25 protein-coding genes are annotated in these 21,128 nt (G+C 68.1%); 10 read left to right on the top strand and 15 right to left on the bottom strand.

The genetic code is table 11. The features are described 5' to 3' along the window. Positions 1-68: 68 nt before the first annotated feature. Both Rhe02_RS07065 and Rhe02_RS07060 read right to left on the bottom strand, forming a co-directional pair. Positions 69-1,517: an FG-GAP repeat domain-containing protein gene (locus Rhe02_RS07065; RefSeq protein ID WP_203907274.1), complete on the bottom strand. Its 1,449-nt coding sequence runs from the start codon at positions 1,515-1,517 to the stop codon at positions 69-71. A 22-nt stretch (positions 1,518-1,539) separates the two neighbouring features. After that, complete coding sequence (locus Rhe02_RS07060; RefSeq protein WP_203907273.1) at positions 1,540-3,066, bottom strand: DNA polymerase Y family protein; 1,527 nt, start codon at positions 3,064-3,066, stop codon at positions 1,540-1,542. Between the two features lie 115 nt (positions 3,067-3,181). Between Rhe02_RS07060 and Rhe02_RS07055 the strand changes: the two genes are divergently transcribed. The 3 genes from Rhe02_RS07055 to Rhe02_RS51125 all read left to right on the top strand — a co-directional run bounded on the left by Rhe02_RS07055 (position 3,182) and on the right by Rhe02_RS51125 (position 4,936). After that, positions 3,182-3,934, top strand: coding sequence for a GNAT family N-acetyltransferase (locus tag Rhe02_RS07055; RefSeq protein WP_239123490.1), 753 nt, complete (start codon positions 3,182-3,184; stop codon positions 3,932-3,934). Between the two features lie 77 nt (positions 3,935-4,011). After that, complete coding sequence (locus Rhe02_RS07050) at positions 4,012-4,536, top strand: hypothetical protein (RefSeq protein ID WP_203907272.1); 525 nt, start codon at positions 4,012-4,014, stop codon at positions 4,534-4,536. Then, on the top strand, positions 4,436-4,936 hold the full coding sequence (locus Rhe02_RS51125) for a DUF7668 domain-containing protein (RefSeq protein ID WP_444544523.1): 501 nt from the start codon (positions 4,436-4,438) through the stop codon (positions 4,934-4,936). Before Rhe02_RS07050 ends, Rhe02_RS51125 begins: the two co-directional genes overlap by 101 nt. A 20-nt stretch (positions 4,937-4,956) precedes the next feature. Here the strand turns inward: Rhe02_RS51125 and Rhe02_RS07045 are convergent, their stop codons facing one another. Beyond that, complete coding sequence (locus Rhe02_RS07045) at positions 4,957-5,427, bottom strand: MarR family winged helix-turn-helix transcriptional regulator (protein WP_203907271.1); 471 nt, start codon at positions 5,425-5,427, stop codon at positions 4,957-4,959. Positions 5,428-5,513: 86 nt separating this feature from the next. Between Rhe02_RS07045 and Rhe02_RS07040 the strand changes: the two genes are divergently transcribed. Genes Rhe02_RS07040 through Rhe02_RS07030 form a run of 3 tightly spaced genes read left to right on the top strand, consistent with a single transcriptional unit; the run spans position 5,514 to position 7,173 of the window. Then, positions 5,514-5,975, top strand: coding sequence for a nitroreductase/quinone reductase family protein (locus Rhe02_RS07040; RefSeq protein ID WP_239123488.1), 462 nt, complete (start codon positions 5,514-5,516; stop codon positions 5,973-5,975). Positions 5,976-5,989: 14 nt separating this feature from the next. Continuing rightward, positions 5,990-6,415 (top strand): PPOX class F420-dependent oxidoreductase, encoded by a 426-nt coding sequence (locus tag Rhe02_RS07035; protein WP_239123519.1) that lies wholly within the window; start codon positions 5,990-5,992, stop codon positions 6,413-6,415. Positions 6,416-6,447: 32 nt separating this feature from the next. Then, on the top strand, positions 6,448-7,173 hold the full coding sequence (locus tag Rhe02_RS07030) for a Type 1 glutamine amidotransferase-like domain-containing protein (protein ID WP_203907269.1): 726 nt from the start codon (positions 6,448-6,450) through the stop codon (positions 7,171-7,173). A gap of 2 nt (positions 7,174-7,175) precedes the next feature. Here Rhe02_RS07030 and imuA' read toward each other — a convergent pair whose 3' ends face one another. Both imuA' and Rhe02_RS07020 read right to left on the bottom strand, forming a co-directional pair. Beyond that, the gene (gene imuA', locus Rhe02_RS07025; protein WP_203907268.1) at positions 7,176-7,865 is read right to left on the bottom strand and encodes a DnaE2-dependent mutagenesis accessory factor ImuA'; all 690 of its coding nucleotides are present in this window, start codon (positions 7,863-7,865) and stop codon (positions 7,176-7,178) included. Between the two features lie 53 nt (positions 7,866-7,918). Beyond that, the gene (locus Rhe02_RS07020; RefSeq protein WP_203907267.1) at positions 7,919-8,263 is read right to left on the bottom strand and encodes an ArsR/SmtB family transcription factor; all 345 of its coding nucleotides are present in this window, start codon (positions 8,261-8,263) and stop codon (positions 7,919-7,921) included. A gap of 135 nt (positions 8,264-8,398) precedes the next feature. On the opposite strand from Rhe02_RS07020, the gene Rhe02_RS07015 reads away from it, so the two are divergent. Continuing rightward, entirely contained in the window at positions 8,399-9,454 is a 1,056-nt protein-coding gene (locus Rhe02_RS07015) for a hypothetical protein (RefSeq protein WP_203907266.1), read from the top strand. Between the two features lie 55 nt (positions 9,455-9,509). On the opposite strand, the gene Rhe02_RS07010 is transcribed toward Rhe02_RS07015, so the two are convergent. After that, positions 9,510-10,829 carry a hypothetical protein gene (locus Rhe02_RS07010; protein WP_203907265.1) on the bottom strand — a complete coding sequence of 440 codons (1,320 nt, stop codon included), beginning with the start codon at positions 10,827-10,829 and terminating at the stop codon, positions 9,510-9,512. An 82-nt stretch (positions 10,830-10,911) separates the two neighbouring features. After that, positions 10,912-11,421, bottom strand: a complete 510-nt coding sequence (locus tag Rhe02_RS07005) for a SigE family RNA polymerase sigma factor (protein WP_239123487.1) — start codon at positions 11,419-11,421, stop codon at positions 10,912-10,914. Between the two features lie 118 nt (positions 11,422-11,539). On the opposite strand from Rhe02_RS07005, the gene Rhe02_RS07000 reads away from it, so the two are divergent. From Rhe02_RS07000 to Rhe02_RS06990, 3 genes are read left to right on the top strand one after another with little or no spacing between them, the layout of a single operon-like run. After that, a complete protein-coding gene (locus Rhe02_RS07000; protein ID WP_239123486.1) occupies positions 11,540-12,457 on the top strand; it encodes an aminoglycoside phosphotransferase family protein in 918 nt (305 codons plus the stop codon). A 4-nt stretch (positions 12,458-12,461) separates the two neighbouring features. Beyond that, complete coding sequence (locus Rhe02_RS06995) at positions 12,462-12,842, top strand: ester cyclase (RefSeq protein ID WP_203907264.1); 381 nt, start codon at positions 12,462-12,464, stop codon at positions 12,840-12,842. Positions 12,843-12,858: 16 nt separating this feature from the next. After that, on the top strand, positions 12,859-13,464 hold the full coding sequence (locus Rhe02_RS06990) for a hypothetical protein (protein ID WP_203907263.1): 606 nt from the start codon (positions 12,859-12,861) through the stop codon (positions 13,462-13,464). On the opposite strand, the gene Rhe02_RS06985 is transcribed toward Rhe02_RS06990, so the two are convergent. From Rhe02_RS06985 to argS, 8 genes are read right to left on the bottom strand one after another with little or no spacing between them, the layout of a single operon-like run. Next, positions 13,446-13,955: a nucleotidyltransferase domain-containing protein gene (locus tag Rhe02_RS06985; RefSeq protein ID WP_203907262.1), complete on the bottom strand. Its 510-nt coding sequence runs from the start codon at positions 13,953-13,955 to the stop codon at positions 13,446-13,448. The two genes, Rhe02_RS06990 and Rhe02_RS06985, sit on opposite strands and share 19 nt — an antisense overlap. Before the next feature lie 7 nt (positions 13,956-13,962). Beyond that, complete coding sequence (locus tag Rhe02_RS06980) at positions 13,963-14,967, bottom strand: NAD(P)/FAD-dependent oxidoreductase (RefSeq protein ID WP_203907261.1); 1,005 nt, start codon at positions 14,965-14,967, stop codon at positions 13,963-13,965. After that, positions 14,960-15,472 carry an isoprenylcysteine carboxyl methyltransferase family protein gene (locus tag Rhe02_RS06975; protein WP_203907260.1) on the bottom strand — a complete coding sequence of 171 codons (513 nt, stop codon included), beginning with the start codon at positions 15,470-15,472 and terminating at the stop codon, positions 14,960-14,962. The genes Rhe02_RS06980 and Rhe02_RS06975 overlap by 8 nt, the downstream gene beginning before the upstream one ends. 3 nt (positions 15,473-15,475) lie before the next feature. Continuing rightward, positions 15,476-16,528, bottom strand: a complete 1,053-nt coding sequence (locus tag Rhe02_RS06970; protein ID WP_203907259.1) for a type III polyketide synthase — start codon at positions 16,526-16,528, stop codon at positions 15,476-15,478. Between the two features lie 10 nt (positions 16,529-16,538). After that, the gene (gene der, locus Rhe02_RS06965; RefSeq protein WP_203907258.1) at positions 16,539-17,951 is read right to left on the bottom strand and encodes a ribosome biogenesis GTPase Der; all 1,413 of its coding nucleotides are present in this window, start codon (positions 17,949-17,951) and stop codon (positions 16,539-16,541) included. Then, complete coding sequence (cmk, locus tag Rhe02_RS06960; protein WP_203907257.1) at positions 17,951-18,607, bottom strand: (d)CMP kinase; 657 nt, start codon at positions 18,605-18,607, stop codon at positions 17,951-17,953. Before cmk ends, der begins: the two co-directional genes overlap by 1 nt. A gap of 45 nt (positions 18,608-18,652) precedes the next feature. Beyond that, positions 18,653-19,279: a GNAT family N-acetyltransferase gene (locus tag Rhe02_RS06955; RefSeq protein ID WP_239123485.1), complete on the bottom strand. Its 627-nt coding sequence runs from the start codon at positions 19,277-19,279 to the stop codon at positions 18,653-18,655. A gap of 10 nt (positions 19,280-19,289) precedes the next feature. Then, positions 19,290-20,999 carry an arginine--tRNA ligase gene (argS, locus tag Rhe02_RS06950; RefSeq protein ID WP_203907256.1) on the bottom strand — a complete coding sequence of 570 codons (1,710 nt, stop codon included), beginning with the start codon at positions 20,997-20,999 and terminating at the stop codon, positions 19,290-19,292. Between the last annotated feature and the right edge of the window lie 129 nt (positions 21,000-21,128).

Raw genomic sequence — 21,128 nt, 5'->3', positions numbered from 1 at the left:
GGGTTCATCCAAGCTCCCCCACGTGCGCGGGCCGTCGCGTCAGCGCGGGCCGTCGAGTCAGCGCGGGCTCACCCGAGCTCCCCCGCCGGTGCCGGGCGCCGGGTGAGCGCGACGTAGGACATGAAGTCGTAAGCGGCGGAAGTGCTGTTGCTGAGCCAGACCTGCAGCACGCCGCCGCTGCGCCCGGTGATGTCGGCGCGGCCGTCGCCGTCGAAGTCGCCGGGCAGGAGCTGATGCATGGTGGCCCAGCCGCCGATGACGGGCTGCCCGGCGGCCAGTGACGGCAGACCGGCAGTGCTGGTGTTGCCGCTGACCACCAGGTGCGAGGCGTCGTCGGTGAGCACAGCCAGATCGGGCTTGCCGTCGCCGTCGAAGTCGGCGGGCGGAAGGTAGCGCGCGGCCGCGCCGAGGATCACCGGGTCGGCAAAGGTGGCGTCGCCACGGCCGAGCCACACTTTCAGCGCCCCGCCTTCCTGGCCCAGCAGGTCTGCCTTGCCGTCGGCATCCCAGTCGACCGCGGTCAGCTGGCGCGCGGCGGCCAGCCCGGCCATCTCAGCGTCCAAAGTGGACAGCCCGTCCAGGGTGTTGCGGGTGATGGAAAGTGTTGCCCCGTCAGCGCTCAGGCTCGCCAGGTCCACCCGGCCGTCGCCGTCGAAGTCGGCGGGCTGAAGGTAGCGCTCGATCGGGCCGAGCGGCACGGGCGCGGCGAAATTCAGCGTGCCATCGCTGAGCCACACGTTCAGCTGACCGCCCTGACGGCCGAGGATGTCGGCCTTGCCGTCGTCGTTCCAGTCGGCGAGCACCGGGTCGGCCACCGCGGACCAGTCGCCCGGAATCTGTTGCGCCGGTAGCCTTGCCGGGGCTCCGACGGTGCTGGTATTGCGGCTGATCGCCAGCTGAACGCCGAAGGTGGCCACGTCGAGCCTGCCGTCGCCGTCCACGTCGCCGAGCTGGCCGAGCGGCGGGGACGGGATGAGCGCCCCGGTCCACCAAGTGGTCTGGGCGAGCGCTCCGGGCCAGCTGAAGCTGAAGTGGATGTGGTCGGTGTGCGGGTTCGAGCCGCTGTAGGCCTGCCAGCCGTCGAAAGGCCGGTAGGACTCCCAGATCTGGCCGTTCCAGATGATGTACATCAGCCCGAGCCGGCGGGCCATCGCATGGGTGTTGCCGAAGATGTCGGTGGCCAGCAGCCAGCCGAGCAGATCGTCGGCCTGGGCGCGCTGCACGTCGCTGTAATAGTCGAAGTGGTAGTCCAGCGCCCGTCCTTCCTCATGCTCGCTGACACCGGCGGTGTCACAGGAACGGGTGATGCCCCACGAGTGCACGCCGTAGGTCTGCTGAAGCAGATCTTTGAAGCTGACGACACCGGGCTTGGGCGTGGGGTCGCAGGTGTCCTGACCGTAGTAGTCGGCGTAATCGTCGATGGTGGGGCCGAAAAGCGGTGTCGCCGGGGCGGATCGGGCTGGGGCCGGGGTGATGGCCAGGGCGAAGCCGGCCAGGACCGTCACGATGATCCACATGCGCATAGTTTGCGATGTTAACCTAATCGAACTCGGCCGGGATGCTCCACTCGCCGCCGGAAAGAATCAAAAGCAAGGCCTGTCCATTCGCGAGCAACACCTGCAGGCGCACCAGCCGATGGGGCCGCTGCTCAACCACCCACCATCTTTCGTCGACCGGCCACGGCCCGGACCACGCCACAATCTCCACCTTGGACCGGCCCATCACCACGAAGCCCGGGTCGGCGTTCAGCGCCAGCCGGGCATCGACCCGAACCTGTTCGCCCGCTTCGGAAATCACCTCCACCGGCTGCTCCTGCTGCGCCACCACCGCGGGCGAGGGCGGCGGCAGCCGGCCCGGCCACGGCCCCTGCGCAAGCGCCGGCTTGCGCTCGTCTCCCCACGCCACCATGGTCGCCTGCAGCAGCGGGTCGCGCCCGCCGCCCAGCACCGCAGTCACCACGGACTCCGGGCCGAGCATGCCCTGCACCCGATGCATGGCGCGATGCGCCCGGTCGCGCTCGGCGCCCGCCTCACCCCACAACCCGGGCTGCAACCCCACCTGGGCCAGCACCCCCTCGGGGATCAGCTGCAGCGCGATGATGCCGCAGGCGAGCTTGCGCGAGGTGAGCCAGCCCTCCAGCTGCCAGCGCGTGCGGTCGGCGATGGCCTGCGCGGTGAGCACGCCGTCGTGTCGCCATACCCTTTCCAGCTCCTGCCCGTCCGCGGTGATCGCCACGATCGCCAGCCGCGTGCAGACAAGGCCGTAGCCGGTCAGCTTTTCGTGCAGCCGCTCGGCCAGCGCCCGCGCCGCGAAGGCGGCCATGTCCACCCGCTCCACCGGCTCGGCGAAGCGTTCCTGCACATCGAGATCTGGCGGCGGCTGGCGCACCGCGAGCGGCCGGTCATCGCGGCCCGCCGCGAGCCGCTGCGCCAGCGCCGCGTCGAGCCCGAACCGGGCCAGCACGTCGCCGGGCGGCAGCGCGGCAAAGTCGCCCAGGGTGCGCACGCCGAGCCGCCACAACAGGTCGGCCAGCTCTGGTCGCTCCAAAGTAGACACAGACAGCCCGGCCAGAAACTCCGCGGTCTCCTCCTCCCCGATGAGCTTGCCCGCCCGCGCGGCCAGCAGCGCGGCGAAAGCCCCATCGGCGACACCGATCTGGGCCTCCACCCCGCACTCGTTGGCCACCTGGTCGACAAGCTTCTCCGCAGCCGCGGCCTCGCCCCCGAAATAGCGCGCCGGGCCGCGCGCGGCGAAGGCGCACACCCCCGGCCGCAGCACCGCCACCCCCGCGGCGAGCTGTTCCACCGCGGCCACCACCGGCTCATAGGCGCGCATGTCCCGCCCCGGATCGTGCTCCACCACAATCAGCCGCGAGCACCGCGACTGCGCGTCGCGCTTGCGCAGCCCGCGCCGCACCCCCTGCGCCCGCGCCGCCGACGAGCTGGCCACCACCTTATTGGCGTGCATCACCGCCACCGGACCCCCAGCCGGGATCCCATCAACGATCTCGGCTGCCACCACCGGCCAGTCCGGACACCACACCAACATCGTTCTCGTGGAACGCACCCCGTCACTATAGAACACCTGTTCGTATGGCGCGAGGGGTCCGGCGGGCCGCGAAAACGGCTTTGAGCGGCGGCCGTCCCGCGATACGGTGCTGGGCCGATGGAGGGAGCGCAGCGTGGACATTCTGACGGCGACCGCCGCCGAGCGGCCCGACCTGGCCGCCCGGCTCAATGACTTCAACTCGTGGCCGACGTTCATGCGCCAGGACCCGGTGGGTTCCGTGTATTACGCGGACCCGGCCGCGGCGTACCCCGAGTACGTCCTGGTCGCCTTCGACCGCGACCGCCCCGGCGAGCTCGTCGCCAAGGGGTACAGCGTTCCCTTTACCTGGAACAGCGACCCGGCAGAGTCCTTGCCTGAGGGTGGATGGGACGACGTCATCGTCTGGTCCGCCCTTGACCGGTTCGCAGGGCGGCGCGGGAATCTGGTGTCCGCGCTGGAGATCTCCATCCGGCCCGACCTGCGCGGCCACGGGCTCGCCGCCATCATGCTCAGCGCGATGCGCGACAACGCCCGCACGTTAGGCTTTCCCAGTCTGGTCGCGCCGGTGCGCCCCAACCAGAAGCACCTGCACCCCGACCTCTCCATCAAGGAGTACGCCGCCCTGCGCCGCGAAGACGGCCTCCCCGCCGACGCCTGGCTGCGGGTGCACGTCCGCGCCGGCGGCGCGATCGTCGGGGTCGCTGCCCGGGCCATGACCATGGCCGGCACTCTGGCACAGTGGCGTGAATGGACCGGTCTGCCGTTCGACGTCACGGGTCCGGTACATGTTCCCGAAGCGCTCATTCCGGTGCACTGCGACGTCGCCCAGGATTACGCCGTCTATTGCGAGCCATGCGTATGGGTCCACCACCGCTTGACCCCTTAATCGTCCAGAAGCCCACCGCGCGGTAGCGGCCGCTTAATCCGCGTGCGTGTCACCTGGTCCGGCGACATCCTGTACGGATGGCCGCCTTCGACCAGGACAGGGACGGGCACCGCCCTGACTACCATCTGCTGACCAAGTCACCGATCGCCCGGGTGGGCACAGCCGAGGTGCTGGCCAACCTGACGGGCTGGCTGCAGGATGAGGGGTATCACCTCATCGAGGTGCAGGCCTCTTGGCTGATCTCCGCGCACATGATCCGCGATCTGACGGCAATGTCGCAGAACGACTGCAGCTCCGATGGATGCTGGCAGTGCTTGAGCGGATCGGTGGGCGGGATCCTCTTCGACGCTCCCGCGGGGGCCACCGGTGTCGTCCTTGTCCTCAAAGACTTCGGCGTCTACGCGGGGCACCGGTACGGCGATGCCATGACCCTGCTCGACATCGTGGCCAGCTGTGCCTGGCGCGCCCTGTCGCTGGGCCGACGGGTGCTCTGCCTGGCCCATGTCGAGCAAGCAGACATCCCGTTGCCCCGGCCGGGCCCGTTCATTGCGGGCAGCGCCGAGTGGGCATGGCAGGACCACGTCGCCCGGCTCAAGCGCTAGCCCATCTCGAGCTAGTAGGGCATCGAGCGGGCATGCTGGTCTGCGAGCATGCCCAGACGGGCCGCGTCGCCGAGCGGTCCGACGCCGGCCGGCCCAACGGAAATGTCTCGGTAGTCCAGCGATGGCACCTCATGCAGAGCCGCAACGTCGTAACCGGCTAGGCGGACCAGGACAAGCGCGGTCGCCGCGAACCCCTCCAGCAGCGATGAGAATCGGATGCCTTGAAGCCAAAAGGGAGGCTTGGGATACGTCGGTTGCCTTGTGGTTCGGCGATCGCTGGCGCTGCCTTGTCGACCTCTGGACGAAAGAAGAAGGCAGGAGCGATCTGGTTCTCGATGTCGATGTCTTCGAGAACGGCTCTGGATACCGCTTCTACGTGAACCTAGTCTTGGTCCCCTGAGCGATCGTGCGCAAAGCGCCCTAACAGCCGTCGCCGCCTGGGTAGCAGAGGCGGCCGTCGCTGTCGCGCAGGCCGCTGACGGCTCGGCGGAGCAGGTCGCGGAATGCTTCGCGCTCATCGAGGTCGAGCGCTCCAAGCAGTTCTTCTTCGGCTTCTCTTACCCGGCGGTCGAGCTCGGCCATGGTCTGGATGCCTTGGGGGGTGGCGACAATCCGTCGCTGCCGGCGGTCGGTGGGGTTTAGCTGACGCTCGACCAGCCCCGCGGTGACGAGGTCGTCGATCAGGTAGGTCATTACCGTGCGGTCGATGCCCAGCCGGCCGGCGAGCACCAGCTGGCTCGGATGATCGCCGCGGATCACGGCGGCGAGGGTGTGGTATCCGCGCGGGCCGTGCGGCACCTTGTCGAGGATCGCGCCCGCCACGCCGAGGTAGGCGCGCCCGAGCGTAAGCAGCGCGGGGCCCAGCTCAGTGACGTTGTCGGCACTTCCCATGCCCACACTCTATCGGTCTCGCCGACGAGTTGCCTGTGAGATAGTCTGTGAAACATACGATCTGCTCGACATACGGAGGCACAGACGTGAGCTTTGATACCCGCAATGGGACCCGCGGCGCCCGCCAGCCCGGTGCGGTGGTCCGATGGGTGAACAAGTTGGTGGTGAGGCAGATCCGCCGCAAGAAGGGCGGCGGCTTCGGCGGGATGAACACCCTCGTGCTGAACACCATCGGCAGCAAGAGCGGAGCCGAACGCGCCACTCCGGTCGGCTGGTTCCCCGGCAAGGACGGCGGCTGGCTGATCGTGGCCTCCGCCGCTGGCGCGCCAAGGAATCCAGCCTGGTACTACAACCTCGCCGCCCATCCCGAAAGGGTCCACATCGAGACCGGCGGCCAGAAGACGGCCGTAACCGCAAAGGAACTGCACGGCCCACAACGCGACGAGGCCTGGCGGCAGATCGTCTCCGCGGCGCCGCGCTTCGCCGAGTACCAAGAAAAGACAGACCGTGAACTGCCGATAATCCATCTGGTTCCCCGATCAGCCTAAAACCGTTGGCAGAAATGGAAGGCGCGATGTTCACCGAGCAGGAAACCGAATACCTGACCGGCCAGCGGCTCGGCCGGCTGGCTACCGTCACGCCGCAAGGCCGGGCACATGTGATCCCGACCGGGTTCCGTCTCAACGGCGAGCACACGACCATCGAGATCGGCGGCCATAACCTGACCACGCGCAGACCGCTTTATCTGCGCAACATTGAGGCCAACCCGTGGGTCGCGTTCGTGGTCGACGATCTGGCGACCGTGAACCCGTGGACCCCGCGCGGGGTGACCGTCAAGGGCCGGGCGGTGATACACGAGCAGGGCGGCGAAGAACGGCTCGGGCGAGGATTCGATCCCCTTTGGATCGAGCTCGTCCCGACGCGGATCACTTCGTGGGGAATAGGTTCCAGCGCGTTCGGCCCGCCGCACAGCCGGAAAGTGGGCTGAACCTCGACCGGCGGATCCCCTAGAGTGGCCGGATGCCACCATCGCGACAGATCTTCGCTTTTTCGGGCGTGCTGACAAGAGAGCCGGGCGAGCGTGGCTCCTCCGTGCTGGTCGACTTTGCGATAGAGCTGGGCCGCCGCTCCGAGCGGGTCCGGCTGACCTATCTGGCCACCGCGCTGGGCGACTCCCGTGAGGCGATCGAGTTCCACTCTGATCGGTTCGCCGACCGCGACGATGTGGAATTCAGCGTTCTCAAGCTTTTCCCGCAGCCGAACGTGGCCGGCATGCGGGAGCACCTGCTCGCCCAGGACGTCATTCTGGTCGAAGGCGGCAGCGTCGTTAACCTGGTCGCAGTCTGGACCGCGCACGGCTTGCCGCAGATTTTGCGTGACTGCTGGCAGGCCGGAGTGGTGCTCGCCGGGCCAAGCGCCGGAAGTCTCTGCTGGCATACCGGCGGGCCCACCGACTCCTTTCGCGACGAGCTCGATCCCTTCACCAACGGCCTGGGTTTCTTGCCGTTCAGCAATGGGGTCCACGACGACTTCGACGCCCAGCCGCGGCGCGACACCTACCGCGCGATGGTGGCCCAGGGCGTCCTGCCCGCCGGATACGCCACCGAGGACGGGGTCGGGCTGCACTACCTGGGCGAGCAGCTGCACGAGGCGATAACCATGGTGCCCGGCAAACGGGCCTGGTATGTCGAACCGGACGGGCACGACGGCTATCTCGAGCACGCCATCATCCCGCGGCTGATCTGACCTCAGCGCACCACCGACAGGCGGATCCGCTGCGGCGCCTCGGGCGGCGGGACGGGCGGGCCCGGCAGCCAGAAAGTGCTGCGGCGCGGGCGTTCCGCCGAGCCGCGGCCGCGAGCGCAGACGGTCAGCTCGCGGCTGCGCAGTCTTCCCCTGCCCCAGCCCAGACCGTGCCAGACCGACTTCTCCGGGCTGAGGCTGACGTCGGCGCCCTCCCACGGGTTGGCCACGAACGGCATGAGCACACTGCCCCGCTGCCGGGCGCGGGCGGCCAGCTGGGCGCGCACCGAAGCCGCGACCGGCCCGGCCGCGGCCACCACCACGATGTCGAAGCCGTCGAGCAGGGTGGCCACCACTCCCGTCCACTGTGGACCGGGGTAGGGCACCAGGGCCAGCCGCTCCAAGCTGACCCCCATCTCCGCGGCGGCGACGAGGCCCAGCTGCGGCAGACCCACCACGGCACACCAGGAGCCGCCCTGGGACGCGGCGGCGAGCAGGCACAGCAGCAGCGAGGTGGAGCCGCTGACCCCGGGGACGGGACGCACCGCCACGGTGCTCCCCCGGCGCAGCCCCTGCCCGGCGAAAAGCTCGCGCAGCTCGGGCAGGACCGGCAGCACCCGGTCGGCGCCCAGCCCCGCCACCTCGGTGGTGAGCTCGCTGGCACGCCGGACCAGGCCGGGTAACTCCCCTCGCACGTTAGAACACTAGTTCTAAAGCCTTCGGGAAGCAACCGACACGCTGGTCAGGGTCACGAAGAGGGCGCAGAAAGCCGCCGCTGGCGCTTGCCCCGGGCCAGCTCGGTACCCAGGGCGTCGAGGCGCTGGCTCCAGAAGCGGCGATAGCGCTCAAGCCACTCGTCGATCTCGCGTAGCGGAGAGGGGTCGACCGAGTAGAGGCGGCGGGTGCCCATCGCTCTTACGGTGGTGAACCCGTTGTCACGCAACACTCTTAGGTGCTGGGAGACGGCGGGCTGGGAAATCCCGAACTCCTCCTGGACCACCGCCCCGATCTCCCCTGCCGCCTGCTCGCCCTCGGCCAGCAGCTCGAGAATGCGGCGCCGGACCGGATCGCCGAGAACATCGAAGGCATGCACCCCGCAAGAGTATCACTTGGTACTTATATAAGTAATTTCTAACGAGCACGGTCCGTGATCCGACTGCTCACAGCGCGTCCATTAATAGATCTATAGCGATACGCTAATGGCCCGTTTCGCAGAGAGGGAGCATCAATGAAGATAAGGCGCTTGGCGTCGTGGGCTGCCGCGGCGTTGCTCGCTACCGGGGGAACCATCTTCCTGGCACAGCCCGCCGCCGCGGCCGTGCCGGACAGATTCGGCTTCGCGCTATGGTCCGGCGGAGTCGTTTCACAGGCACAGCCGGCCGGCACCACTGTCGTCCCCGGAATCCCCGGGCGCTGGACGGTCACCTTCCCCGGCCAGGGCATCGCCGGTGGCGTGGTACATGTGACCGCGGTGCACGACGCGCTCACCTTCCCGCCCGGACGCTGGTGCCAGGCCGAAGCCTGGGGCAATGTCGCAGGCAACGAAGTCGTCAGAGTGGCCTGCTACCGGCCCGGCGGCTTCCTCGATGCCCAGCCCGGATTCTCCGTGCAGTTCGCCCGCAGCTCCGGTGTCGCGCCCCCCGGGTTCTACGGCTACATCGACAGCACCCCGGCCGGTGCGATCATCGACCAGTACAACTCCCTTGGCTTCGCCAACAACGTGATCCACGCGGGTGTCGGCGCCTACTCGGTCTCCTTCATCGGCCTGGGCACCCCCGGCCCGCAGGACGGCAGCCTCCAGGTGACCGCGGCCAACCCGGCCGTGGGCGCACGCTGCAAGGTCGCCTCCTTCAACTCCTCCGCCAACGGCCAGTTCGCCCGGATCTACTGCTTCAACTCGGCAGGCGCCTGGGCCGACACCCGGTTCACGGTGACCTACCAATTCCGGCGCTCGCTCTACGGCCCGGCGTTCCCGCCCGGCCGCTTCGGCTACGTGTGGAACGTTCCGCCGCTCGGCGGACCCTCCACGGTCTTCAACTCCACCGGTGGCGCGGTCGGATTCGCCGCCGGTCCTCCGATATGGACGATCGCCTGGGCCAACCTCTACACCACCGCGCCCAGCAACACCCAGGTGACGGCCTTCGGCACCACCTCGGACTTCTGCGGTCTGCACAAGCCTTGGGGCCCTTCGGGAACGACCCTCATCGCCAACGTGAACTGCTTCACCAACGCCGGCGTCCCGGTTTCCTCCGGCTTCTTCGCCAGCCACTCCTCACGCATCTAATCGCACCAAGCAGCGGTGGCGGCACCTCGGGCCGCCACCGCTGCGCTTGGCGTCTTCAGCCCCAGTTCTCCGTCGTCTCCGGCATGGACAGCTCCGACGGACCCTCGGGTTTGGGCAACGGCGTCACCCCGAAGCCGACGAGCTCCCCGGCGGCGTTGAAAGTGTGCAGCCACATGTCCTCGGCCGCCCGCATCCGCACCACGGCCACACCATTTGCCAGTGGCACAGACTGCAGAAGAACCCCGGAGAACAGGTCTCGGATCTCCAGCTTGACCGCGCTTGGCGGGCCCAGCACGAGCATGGTGTCCACCGATCCGCTGTCGGGAACATCCAGAGCCACCACAGCATCAGGCGCCAGCACATTGGCGGAGGTCAGCAGCCGAGCGCTGGAAGACCCGGAGAAGATCTGCACCCGCCATCGATCCTTGTCGACCGGGTCGGCGGCGACATAAGCCGGATTGGCCATCCCTGAAGCCGCCCCGGCGAACATCGCCCGAAGCTGACCGACAGACTGCGGCGGATAGGTGCCCTGCAACATCTGCTCGAGGATCGCGCCCGGAATCACGAATCCCGACCCGGCGGTGGTCGCGGTCCGGAAACCTTCCAGATCACCGGTTATCTGCATCATGTTGCTCAGATCCAATAGAGCACCCTGAAAACGTACAGCGCCCGCGCATGTCACGCGTACCAGCTGATCGGCAATCGACTGCGACCACACGACATAGTCACCCGATGCCCGCCATTTCGGGGCACCGGAAGCCAGCGTCGCCAGGTCGATCTCGCAACCGGGTGGGGCCAGCCCTATCCCGACGTGCGTGAGGTTATGGGCCAGCCCGAAGCCGAACTCCGTGGCGGTGAACGGACTCAGCGACTTGATCCGCACCTCGGCGGTGATGAGCTGCTCACCGCGAGCGCCCCGGGGGGCAGCCATCACCAAGCCCACCTGATGGGTCTTGCTGTGGCGCACCGCCACCACGATCCGTTTGTCGCCGACGTCTTCGATGAAGAGCACTTTTATGGGGTACCCGGACATGGGCCCGGATTTGTTGACCCGCAATGCTTTCCCGGCCTCGTCGACCAGCTTGGGATCGCCGGCCAGACCACCGCGCACCGGGGCGTCGATCAGCTTGCGGGTCCATGGGGTGATCATCAGCACGCTGTTGTCGATGATCCCAAGATCGGGGCCGGGATCGTTGGCGGCGTTCAGCGCCACCGGCGCGATCACCACAGCGGCCACCGCGGCCGCGAAACCCGTGGCCCAGCGCGAAAAACGCCGCCGCCGCGAGCGGGCCATCAACCGCGCGTAGGGCTCCGGCGCCGGCTTGACCTCACCCGCCAGCTCCGCAAAAGCATTCCGCAACTCCTGCTCGCTCATGCCATGGCCTCCTCACGTCGGCCATCGCCTGCGGCGAAAGCATGAGCGAATCCCAATTTCACGATGAGCTCGACAAGCTCGCTCATGCCCATCCCTCCGCGACTCGGGTCGTGGTGACTTGTTCGGCGCGCAGGATGTCGCGCAGGCGGGCCAGGCCGCGGCTGGCCTGGGCCTTCACCGAGCCGAGCGAGCAGCCGAGCGCGGCGGCCGTGTCGGCTTCGGACAGGTCCTCCCAGTACCGAAGCACAAGCACCGCGCGCATTTTGGGCGGCAGCTGGGCGAGGGCCTCCATCAGTTCTGCCCGCTGTACGAAGGCCGTGGAGATGTCCGGCTCGGCGAGGTCGGGGGTGAAGACGCTGAGCAGCTCCCGCGAACCGATGCGCCGCCACAGGTTGATGTGATGGTTCACCATCGCCCGGCGCAGGTAGGGGTACGGCTCCTCGATGGTGTGAAACCGCTTGTACACCTTGAGCAGCACGGTCTGCACCAGATCCTCGGCGGCGTGGGTGGAGCCGGTGAGCAGGAAGGCTGTTCGGAGCAGGTCCCCGTAACGCAGTTCCATGAACTCACGGAACCTGTCTGGCTCGGTCACGCGGGTTCCTCCTTCATCGTCACCATCCTCACCCCAGGCCGGGCTTGAAGGTTGAGCGCACGAGGTTACAAATTGACCTACCCCACGCCACGGTGGCGGATCTGCCATCATTTCTCGGGTGAGTATCGAGGTGCCGCCCAAGCTGGCCGGCTATCACCAGAAGTTCTACGGGGAGAAGGGCAAGGAGTGGATCGCCAACCTTCCTGACTTGGCCGCGACCTACCTCGACCGGTGGGAGCTGTCGATCGACGGGGCGCTGATGCACGGCGTGGTCGGGCTGGTGGTGCCGGTGCGCTGTGCTGACGGCACGCCCGCAGCGCTCAAGCTGCAACCGCTCGACCCGGAGCATCTGGGCGAGGGAACGGCGTTGCGCACCTGGGCCGGGCAGGGCACGGTGTTGCTGCTCAACGAGTTCGAGGAGGCGGGCAGCTCGATCCTGTTGCTGGAACGCCTTGCCGGTGACCGGATGCTGACCGCCGAGCCCGACATCGACCGCGCTGTGCAGATCATCGCCGAGCTGCTCGCCCGCCTGCACACGCACACCGCGCCGGCGGAGATCCGGCCGCTGAACTATGTGGTAGACCGCATGCTCGACTACGCGCCCGAGGCCGCCGCCAAGCTCCGGCCCGAAGAGGGTGAGCTGTTGCGCTCCTGGGCGAGCCAGGTCGGCGAGCTGGCCGGGCAGGCGGGAGACCGGCTGCTGCACTGGGACCTGCACTACGAGAACGTGCTGGCCGGGCAGCGCGAGCCGTGGCTGGCCATCGATCCCAAGCCGCTGGCCGGCGACCCCGGCTTCGACCTGATGCCCGCCCTGCACAACCGCTGGGAAGAGGTGCTCGCCACCGGTGATGTGGCCCGGGCCGTGCTGCGCCGATTCGACATCATGACCGAGGTGCTCGGCCTGGACAGGCAGCGGGCCGTCGGCTACACCATCGCCCGGGTGCTGCAGAACTCGTTGTGGACGGTCGAGGACGGCGACGAGAATCTGGAGCAGGTCCAGGTGGCCATCGCGCAAGCCCTCACGGGGAAGGGGTAGCCAGATGCAGGAAACGGTTCGGCGTTATCTGCGCGTCTTCGTCACCCGCGACCTGGCCGAGCTGGCCGCGGTGGTGGACGAAAACATCGAGATCCGCGGTGCCGGCAATCACGTACGCGGACGCCACTTCGTGGAAGGGGCGATCAACACGCCCGGCCTGACCTGCACCGAGATCGAGGTCATCGACCTGTTCGAGCACGGCGACCGGGTCAGCGTCTATTTCAGACAGCACCTGCGCCACGATGCCACCGGCGAGCAGCTCAGCATGACCGGCCTGAAGCTCTACCGGCTGCACGCGGGCAGGATCGTGCAGATGTGGGGTGAGACCGACCTCTACGGCCTGCTGCGCCAGCTCGGCAAAGTTCCGGCTGAGGTCGTCTTCTGACCGCTAGCCTGGTCACGTGAACTGGCTCGACCTCATCGGCTGGGCAGGCTCGGCGCTGCTGGTCTGGTCGCTCCTGCAGACGCGGATTCTGCGTCTGCGCGTGTTCAACCTCATCGGCTGCTTCGTGCTGATCTTCTTCAACGCCGCGCTCGCGGTGTGGCCGATGGTCGGGCTCAATGTCGTCCTGGCCATCATCAACGTCGTTTACCTGCGCAAGATGCTGGCGACCCGCCATGACGACCACGCCTACACGGCGGTGGAGGTCCACGCCGACGACGCGTTCCTGACCTATGTGCTCGACATCCACGCCGCGGATATCGAAAGGTTCAACCCCGGGTTCAAGCGCAGCGGCGACGAGCTCGCCTTCGTGGTCATGCACGACGACGAACTCGCCGGGGTGGTGCTGATTTTCGATCGGGGCGGCGGGACGGCTCAGATCGAGCTGGACTATGTGACGCAACGGTTCCGCGATTTCACCCCGGGCGAGTTCGTCTACCGGCGAAGCGGGCTGTTCTCCGAGCGCGGCTTCCGCCGGGTGGTGACCCCGCCCGGCATGGTCTCGCCTTACTACGGCCGCATAGGTTTCAAACGGGAAGGCGACGTCTACGTGTTGGAGATGTAGGCGCGCAGCCGTTCTATGTCCAGCGTGTCCTTCTCCCGGCGCGGCCTTGCCGGTACCCAGATAGGCATCTTCTCTTTGATTTCGATCTGTGCCGGCACGCTGACCATCGGGCACACCAGGCCGCCCAGACGTCCCGGTGGGCCGTCGAGCATTCCCTCCGGCCATGCCGCGCCGGCCGACTCCCCGTGCGGGATCACGACCTGCCCGTCGGCGGAGCGGGCCAGCAGCCCGATGTTGATCTCCACCCCGTGCCGGGAAAAGTCGAGCTGCAGCAATGGATGGTCGTTGGGGGTGCGGTCGTAGTCATGGTCGGTGAGCACCCGGGTCAGCCGCTCGGCGTCGACCGCCCACGCAAACAGATCGATGTCCACATGCTCGCGGGTCACCTGCCCCAGGGCGAAATCCATCGCCCAGCCCCCGCGCAGCCACAGCGCCGCGTCCGCCTCGGCGGCCAGCGCGAAGATCTCCTCGATGATGTCGAGATGCCGCATCGATGAATTATCTAGCGAGGATATTGACGACACCACGGAACACCGCCGGGGCAAGGCCGCAGATTGGCACAATGGCACGCCGCATGGCACGCGCCCGGGTCGCCAGCACCAGACCGCGGGTCAGCAGCCGGTAGTCGCGGGTGAGGCCACGCCAGGCATGCTCATAGGCCTGCGGCCGCCCGGCCACGATCGCCTCCACCGCCGCCTGAGCCTGCTTGACGGCCAGGCTGATGCCCTCGCCGGTCAGCGCGTCCTCATATCCGGCCGCGTCGCCGACCAGGAGCACCCGCCCTGCTACGCGCCTTCGCACCACCTGACGCAGCGGGCCCGCACCGCGCGGGGCCGCAGGCTCGCCGAGCCGCTCGGCGAGGGCCGGAAACCAAGCCAGATCCGGCTTCTGCGAGCTGAGGACGGCCACCCCGATCTGGCCGGGCGCCACCGGGGTCACGTATGCCTCGCCCCGGTCAGACCACCAAACCTCGACAAACTCAGACCAGGCCGGGGTACTGAAATGCCAGCGCATCCCGAACCGGCGGGGCCGGCCGGGCACAGCCGCAATGCCCAGGCGGCGGCGCACCGTGGAGTGCAGCCCGTCGGCGGCGACGAGCCAGCGCGCCCGCAGCCCGCCCGCGGTGACCCCGGTGGCATCCTGCTCGATCTGATCGATGCGCACCGCGGCCCACTTGGCGCCGCGCTCGTGCGCCGCGCCGGTCAGCGCGGCGTGCAGCGCTGTGCGCCGCACCCCCCGGCCCGGCCCGTGCTGGAAACGCGCCTCGGCGCGGCGCTTGCCGGAAAGGTAGGCGATGCCCTGAAACGGCACCCCCGGCGGATCGATGCCCAGCCGGGCCAGCGCGGCCAGGCCGCCGGGCATCAGGCCCTCCCCGCACGCCTTGTCGATCGGGTGTGGCCGGGGCTCGGCGATGACCACCGACAGTCCACTTTGGAGCGCGTGCAATGCGGTAGCCAGCCCAGCCGGGCCGCCGCCGGCGATGAGGAGATCGGCGTCAAACATTGGCCTGCGCGGCCCGCAGCGCGGTGTTCTCCACGCTGATGCGCACAGCGAGCACGGCCGCGTTGGCGAGAGTGAACAGCAGCGCTGTGATCCAGGCCGAGTGGACCAGCGGCAGCGCTATCCCCTCGGCCACCACCGCCACATAGTTGGGGTGCTTGAGGAAGCGGTAGGGCCCGCGATCCACCAGCGGCACCCCGGGCAGCACGATGACCAAGGTGTTCCAGCGCTTGCCGAGCGTGACGATGCACCAGTAGCGCAGCCCTTGGCTCAGCACCACAACGGCCAGCATTGGCCAGCCCAGCCAGGGCAGGAAGGGGCGATCCAGCGCCCACACCTCGACCGCGCAGCCGATCAGCAGCGCGGTGTGGATGGCCACCATGTAGGGATAGTGCGACCGGCCGTGCTCACGCCCGCCGTTGGCCAGCGCCCACTTCGCATGCCGCTTCGAGATGACCAGCTCGATCAGGCGCTCCACGCCGACGGCCAGGATCAGGAGGTAGTACATGTCTCACCACCGCACCAGAACGAGCTCGGAACAGAACCCCGGACCCATGGCAATCATCAGCCCGTAGCCACCCGCCGCGGGCGGTTGCGCCATTGTCTCACCCAGCACGTCGAGAACCGAGACCGAGGAAAGGTTTCCTTTGTCGCGCAACGAGTTTCGGGTATGCGCGAGGGCCTGCGGCGGCAGCGAGAGCACCCGCTGGATGGTCTCGATAACCTTCGGCCCGCCCGGGTGGCAGATCCACGCCGAAATGTCGTGAGTGGACAGACCATGCGCGGCAAGGAAGCTTTCCACCCCCTCGGCCAGATACTTCTCCGCGATCGGCGCGACCTCCGTGGACAGGATGATGCGGAAACCCTGCGTGCCGATGTCCCAGCCCATCACGCCTTCGGTGTCCGGGTAGAGGTGGCTGCGGCTGGACAGCACGCGCGGGCCCGCACCGGAGACCGCCGCGCCGGTGGCCACCACCGCGGCCGCGCCATCGCCGAAAAGGCTCGACGCGACCAGGTTCGCCGCGGACGTGTCGTCGCGCTGGATGGTCAGCGAGCACAGCTCCACCGCGAGCAACACCGCTACCTGATCGGGGAAGGCGCGCAGATAGTCGTGCATGCGGGCGATTCCGGCCGCACCGGCCACGCAGCCGAGCCCGAAAAGGGGCACCCGTTTCACGTCCGGGCGCAGCCCCATCCGGTTGGCCAGGCGGGCCTCCAACGACGGCACGGTCAGCCCGGTCACCGTGGTGGACACGATCAGGTCCACTTCGTCGGGCTGTATCCCCGCCTTCTTCAAGGCGGCGGTCAGCGCTTGCTCGCCAAGCTCGAGGGCCACCTCAAGATAGGTTTCGTTGGCTTCGGTGAAGCCACTCAGCCGTCCATAGCGGGCCAGCGGCATCGCCAAACGCCGGGTCTGCACGCCGGCCGTGCGGGCGAACCTTTCGAACACCGGCCCACCAAAGCGGGAAAGCTCCGAAATTATCTCTTCTTGACTGTGCACATGGGATGGCAGGGCCACCTCGACCGCGGCAACTGCGGGCGCGTTCGCCCAGCTGTGGTTCACGGTTACGACATTAGCCGTGCGCCTTGCCTCTGCCCCCCGGACCGAGCTGTTTGCGGGGCTTTACCGCGATTTCTATCGGGCTGCCCTCAAATCCGAACTCCTCACGCAACTTGCGCTCGATGAAGCGCACATATCCCGCGTCGAGCTGGCCGGTCGTGAACAGAACGAATTTGGGCGGGCAGGACCCGGGCTGGGTGGCGAACATGATGCGCGGCGCACGCCCCCCGCGGACAGGGTGCGGGGTGGCCTGAACCAGCGCGGTGAGCCACTGGTTGAGCCGCCCGGTGGAGATGCGCTTCTCCCAGCTGCGCAACGCCGTCCGCAGCGCGGGGGCCAGCTTGTCCACGGCCCGCCCGGTCAGCGCGGAGATGTTGACCCGCAACGCCCACGGGATGCGCTTGAGCTCGCGGTCGATTTCCTTGTCCAAGTAGTGGCGACGGTCGTCGTCGACCAGATCCCACTTGTTGAAGGCCAGCACCACGCCGCGTCCGGCCTCGGAGACCATGGACAGCAGACGCTGGTCCTGCTCGCTGATCACCTCGCTGGCGTCGAAGAGGACCACGGTGACCTCGGAGGCCTCGATCGCCGCGGAGGTGCGAAGCGACGCATAGTATTCGGTGCCGCTGGCCTGACCCGCTCGCTTGCGCAAGCCGGCCGTGTCGACGAACTGCCAGACCTCGCCGCCGACGGTGACCATCGAGTCGACCGGATCGACGGTGGTGCCCGCCACCGAGTCGACCACCGAGCGCTCCTCTTTGGCCAGCCGGTTCAGCAGACTGGACTTGCCCACATTCGGGCGGCCCACCAGCGCCACGCGGCGCGGCCCGCGCTCCTTCTGCTCCCGCATCAGCGGCGCGTCGGTCGGGAAGGCGGCCAGCACCGCGTCGAGCAACTCCCCCGACCCGCGCCCGTGCAGGGCCGAGATCGGATACGGCTGCCCCAGACCCAGCGACCACAACGCGTGCGCCTCAAGCTCACGCGCCTGGTTGTCCACCTTGTTGGCGACCAGCAGCACGGGCTTCTTGCTGCGCCGCAACATCTTCACGGCCTTCTCGTCGTCATCGGTGGCGCCGATCATCGCGTCGACCACGAACAGGACCACATCGGCGGTGGCGATGGCGGCCTCGGCCTGCCGGGCGATGGCCGCGGCCCGATCCTTGGCGTCGGGCTCCCAGCCGCCGGTGTCGACGACAGTGAACTCACGGCCGATCCAGTTGGCGTCGTAGGCCACACGGTCGCGGGTCACCCCGGGCACATCCTCGACCACGGCCTGCCGCCGGCCGATGATGCGATTGACCAAAGTGGACTTGCCGACGTTGGGCCTTCCGACGACCGCGACCACGGGAACGGCAACGATCTCGTTCTCGTCACCCACGGGCGCATCGTCGGGCAGGCCAGCGAGCTCCTGCTCGGTGTCTTTCATCAGTTGTTCAACAGCTCTCTGAGTGTGGCGACTACCTCGTCGATGTCCATCTGGGTGGAGTCGATGACCAGGGCGTCGGGGGCTTTACGCAGCGGATCCGTTGCCCGCGTCGAGTCGAGATGGTCGCGGCGCGCCAGGTCCTGCGCGGTCGCGGCGTGATCGGCGTCGGTCTCGCTGCTGCGCCTGCGCGCGCGCTCGTCCACCGATGCGGTCAGATAGACCTTGAGGTCGGCGTGCGGGGCGACCACCATGCCGATGTCGCGGCCCTCGACCACGATCCGCTGCGCGCTGGCGATGATCTCGCGCTGACGGCTCACCAGCAGCTGGCGCACCATCGGCACCGCGGAGACGGCCGACACGGCGGCGGTCACCTGCGGCCCGCGGATCTCCGCGTTCACGGCCGTGCCGTTGACCTCCACCGCCTGCTGGGCCGGGTCGATCCCGATGATGATCTCGGTGTCGATGACCACCTTGAAGATGGACTCCTGGTCGGCAAGGTCCACCTCGGCCAGCAGGACCGCCCAGGTCGCCGCCCTGTACATGGCGCCGGTGTCGAGGTAACAGGCATCCAGCGCCTGAGCCAGCCGCCGCGACACCGTCGACTTGCCCGAACCGGACGGCCCATCCACCGCCACCACACACTGCGCCAAACTCATGACCCTATTCTGCCCGCCGGGTTGCCGATCGGATCAGCGGACCCCTCAGGCAACGAGGAGAGCTTCAGCACCCACCGGGGCGTAGCCGGCCGCCAGGAAGGCCCGCACGCTGGTGGCGTTGCCGGGGGCGATCTGTGCCCAGATGGGGCGATCCTCCGGTACCAGGTGGCGGGCCGCGAGCGCGAGCGAGCGCCCGAGCCCGGCCCCGCGGGCGTGCTCGGCGACCTCCACCCCGATCTCCCAGCGCCCGCCCACGCCGCGCCCGATGACGAGCACGCCGCCGTCGGCCTGATAGACGGCCACCTCGGTGCGGTAGCGCAGGGCGCGCCGAACCCTCGGGTGATCCGTGTCGGTCACCCTGGTCAACTCCATCGGCGGCGCACCGGTCAGCCTGGGCGCGAGCATGATGATGTCGATGTTGTTGACCCGGCGGCCGGTCTGCTCCTCCATCGCGCGCAGAAACGGCGGGTTCAGCGGCAGGGACAGATCCTCGAACGGGAGCTGCTTTTCCACCCACTCGGGCGGCAGCGCGGTGACGATCACATTCAAACCCGGAAAGCCCATCACCATCTCGGTACCAGGAAATGCCACCACCCGATACCAAGGTTGCGTGGGCAGGCGCTGGCCCGCCTCCACCGCCGCGATAATCGACACCAGCCCATCGACAGTCACGCCGGGTACCCTACATGCGCTCTGGCACCACGATTCCCAGCAGATCGAGCCCAAGCACCAACGTGCGCCGGGTCACGTCGCAAAGCACCAGCCGGCCCGCCTGCTCGGCGCTGCCCAGCACCCGGCAGTGGCTGTAGAACTCGGTGTACAACCCGGCGAGCCCGAACAGATATCCGGCCAGCCGATGCAACTCCACCGTGCGCGCGGCCGTGTCGAGCACCGCTGGAAAGGCGAGCAGCTCCATGGCTAGTGCCCGCTCTGCCGGATGGGCCAGCGTGACCGGGGCGGCCGGGTCGGGCACCACCGCGCCCTTGCGGAAGATGGAACCGATCCGCGCGCAGGCGTACTGCAGATACGCGGCCGTGTCGCCGTTGGTGGCAAGCATCCTGTCCCAGTCGAAGACGTAGTCCTTCACCCGGTCGCTGGACAGGTCCGCATATTTGATCGCACCGATGCCCACCGCCCACGCCACCTGCGCCTGCGTCTCCGCTTCCAGATGTGGGCTCTTGTCCGCGACGATCGCCGCCGCGCGGCTCACCGCTTCGTCCAGCAGCTCGATCAGCTTGATGGTTTGCCCGGCCCGGGTTTTGAGCATCTTGCCGTCCTCGCCCAGGATCGAGCCGAAGTTGACATGCCTCACCTCGACCTTTTCGCCGATCCAGCCCGCCTGCCGCGCGGCCGCGAAGACCATCTCAAAATGAAGCCGCTGCGGCGTGCCGACGAAGTAGAGCATCCGGTCGGCGGCCAGCGGGCCGGTACGATACTTCACTGAGGCCAAATCGGTTGCCGCATAACCGAATCCGCCATCGCTCTTGCGCACGATCAGCGGCAGCGGCTCGCCGTCACGCCCGGCGAACCCGGGCGGGAAGACGCACTTGGCACCCTGGCTGTCGTGCAGCAACCCCTGCTCATCCAGCTCCTTTACCAGAGGGGCGAGCTCGTCGTTGTAGAACGACTCGGGAAGGAAGTCGGCATCGGACAGTGTCACGCCCAGCTTGCCGTAGACCGCCAGGAAGTATTTTTCCGACTCCTCCACCAGCAGCCGCCACAGCCGCCGCGTCTGCTCGTCGCCGGCCTGCAGCGCCACCACCCGCAGCCGGGACCGCTGGGCGAATCCCGGGTCGCTGTCGAACTTGGCCCGCGCGGCCTGATAGAAAGCGGTCAGATCACCGACAGAAAGCTCATGCGCCGCTTCGGTTTCGCCGATGTCCAACAGGTGCTCGATGAGCATGCCGAACGGTGTGCCCCAGTCTCCGACGTGGTTCATCCGCCGCACCTGATGTCCGAGAAAGCTCAGCAGGCGGGCCGCCGCGTCCCCGATCACCGTGGAGCGCAGGTGACCGACGTGCATCTCCTTGGCGACATTGGGCGCGGAGTAGTCGATCGTCACCACCTGGGGCGTGGCCGCCGCGACGCCGAGCCGCTCGTCCGTGGCCACCCTGTGTAGTTCCTGCGCCAAAAACCGGTCGTCAAGGGTGACGTTGATGAATCCCGGCCCGGCGACCTGCGCGGTGGCGTGCAGCCCGGCCCAATCGACGCGGTCCAGCACCTCCTGCGCGACCTGAACAGGCGGCCTTCCCAGCCGGCGCGCCAAGGCCAGCGCGCCATCGACCTGAAAGTCGGCCCGCGGCGAGCGCCGCACGGCCGGATCGACGTCAAACCCGGCCACCTCAGCAAGGGCGGCCGAAAAAACACAGACAAGAGCATGCTCGATATTCATGGATCCACCAATGAGGGAGAGGGTAAGCGCTGACGAGGTCGGCACAGACAGCACGGCGAGCGATGGCTCAGCCGGCCGTCTCGATTCGTCGCTGCTCTACCCCATGGATCACGCGCACACCTTACCATC

The organism is Rhizocola hellebori (assembly GCF_016862955.1).
Lineage (GTDB): Bacteria > Actinomycetota > Actinomycetes > Mycobacteriales > Micromonosporaceae > Rhizocola > Rhizocola hellebori.
This window is presented reverse-complemented; position numbering and strand designations above follow the sequence as displayed.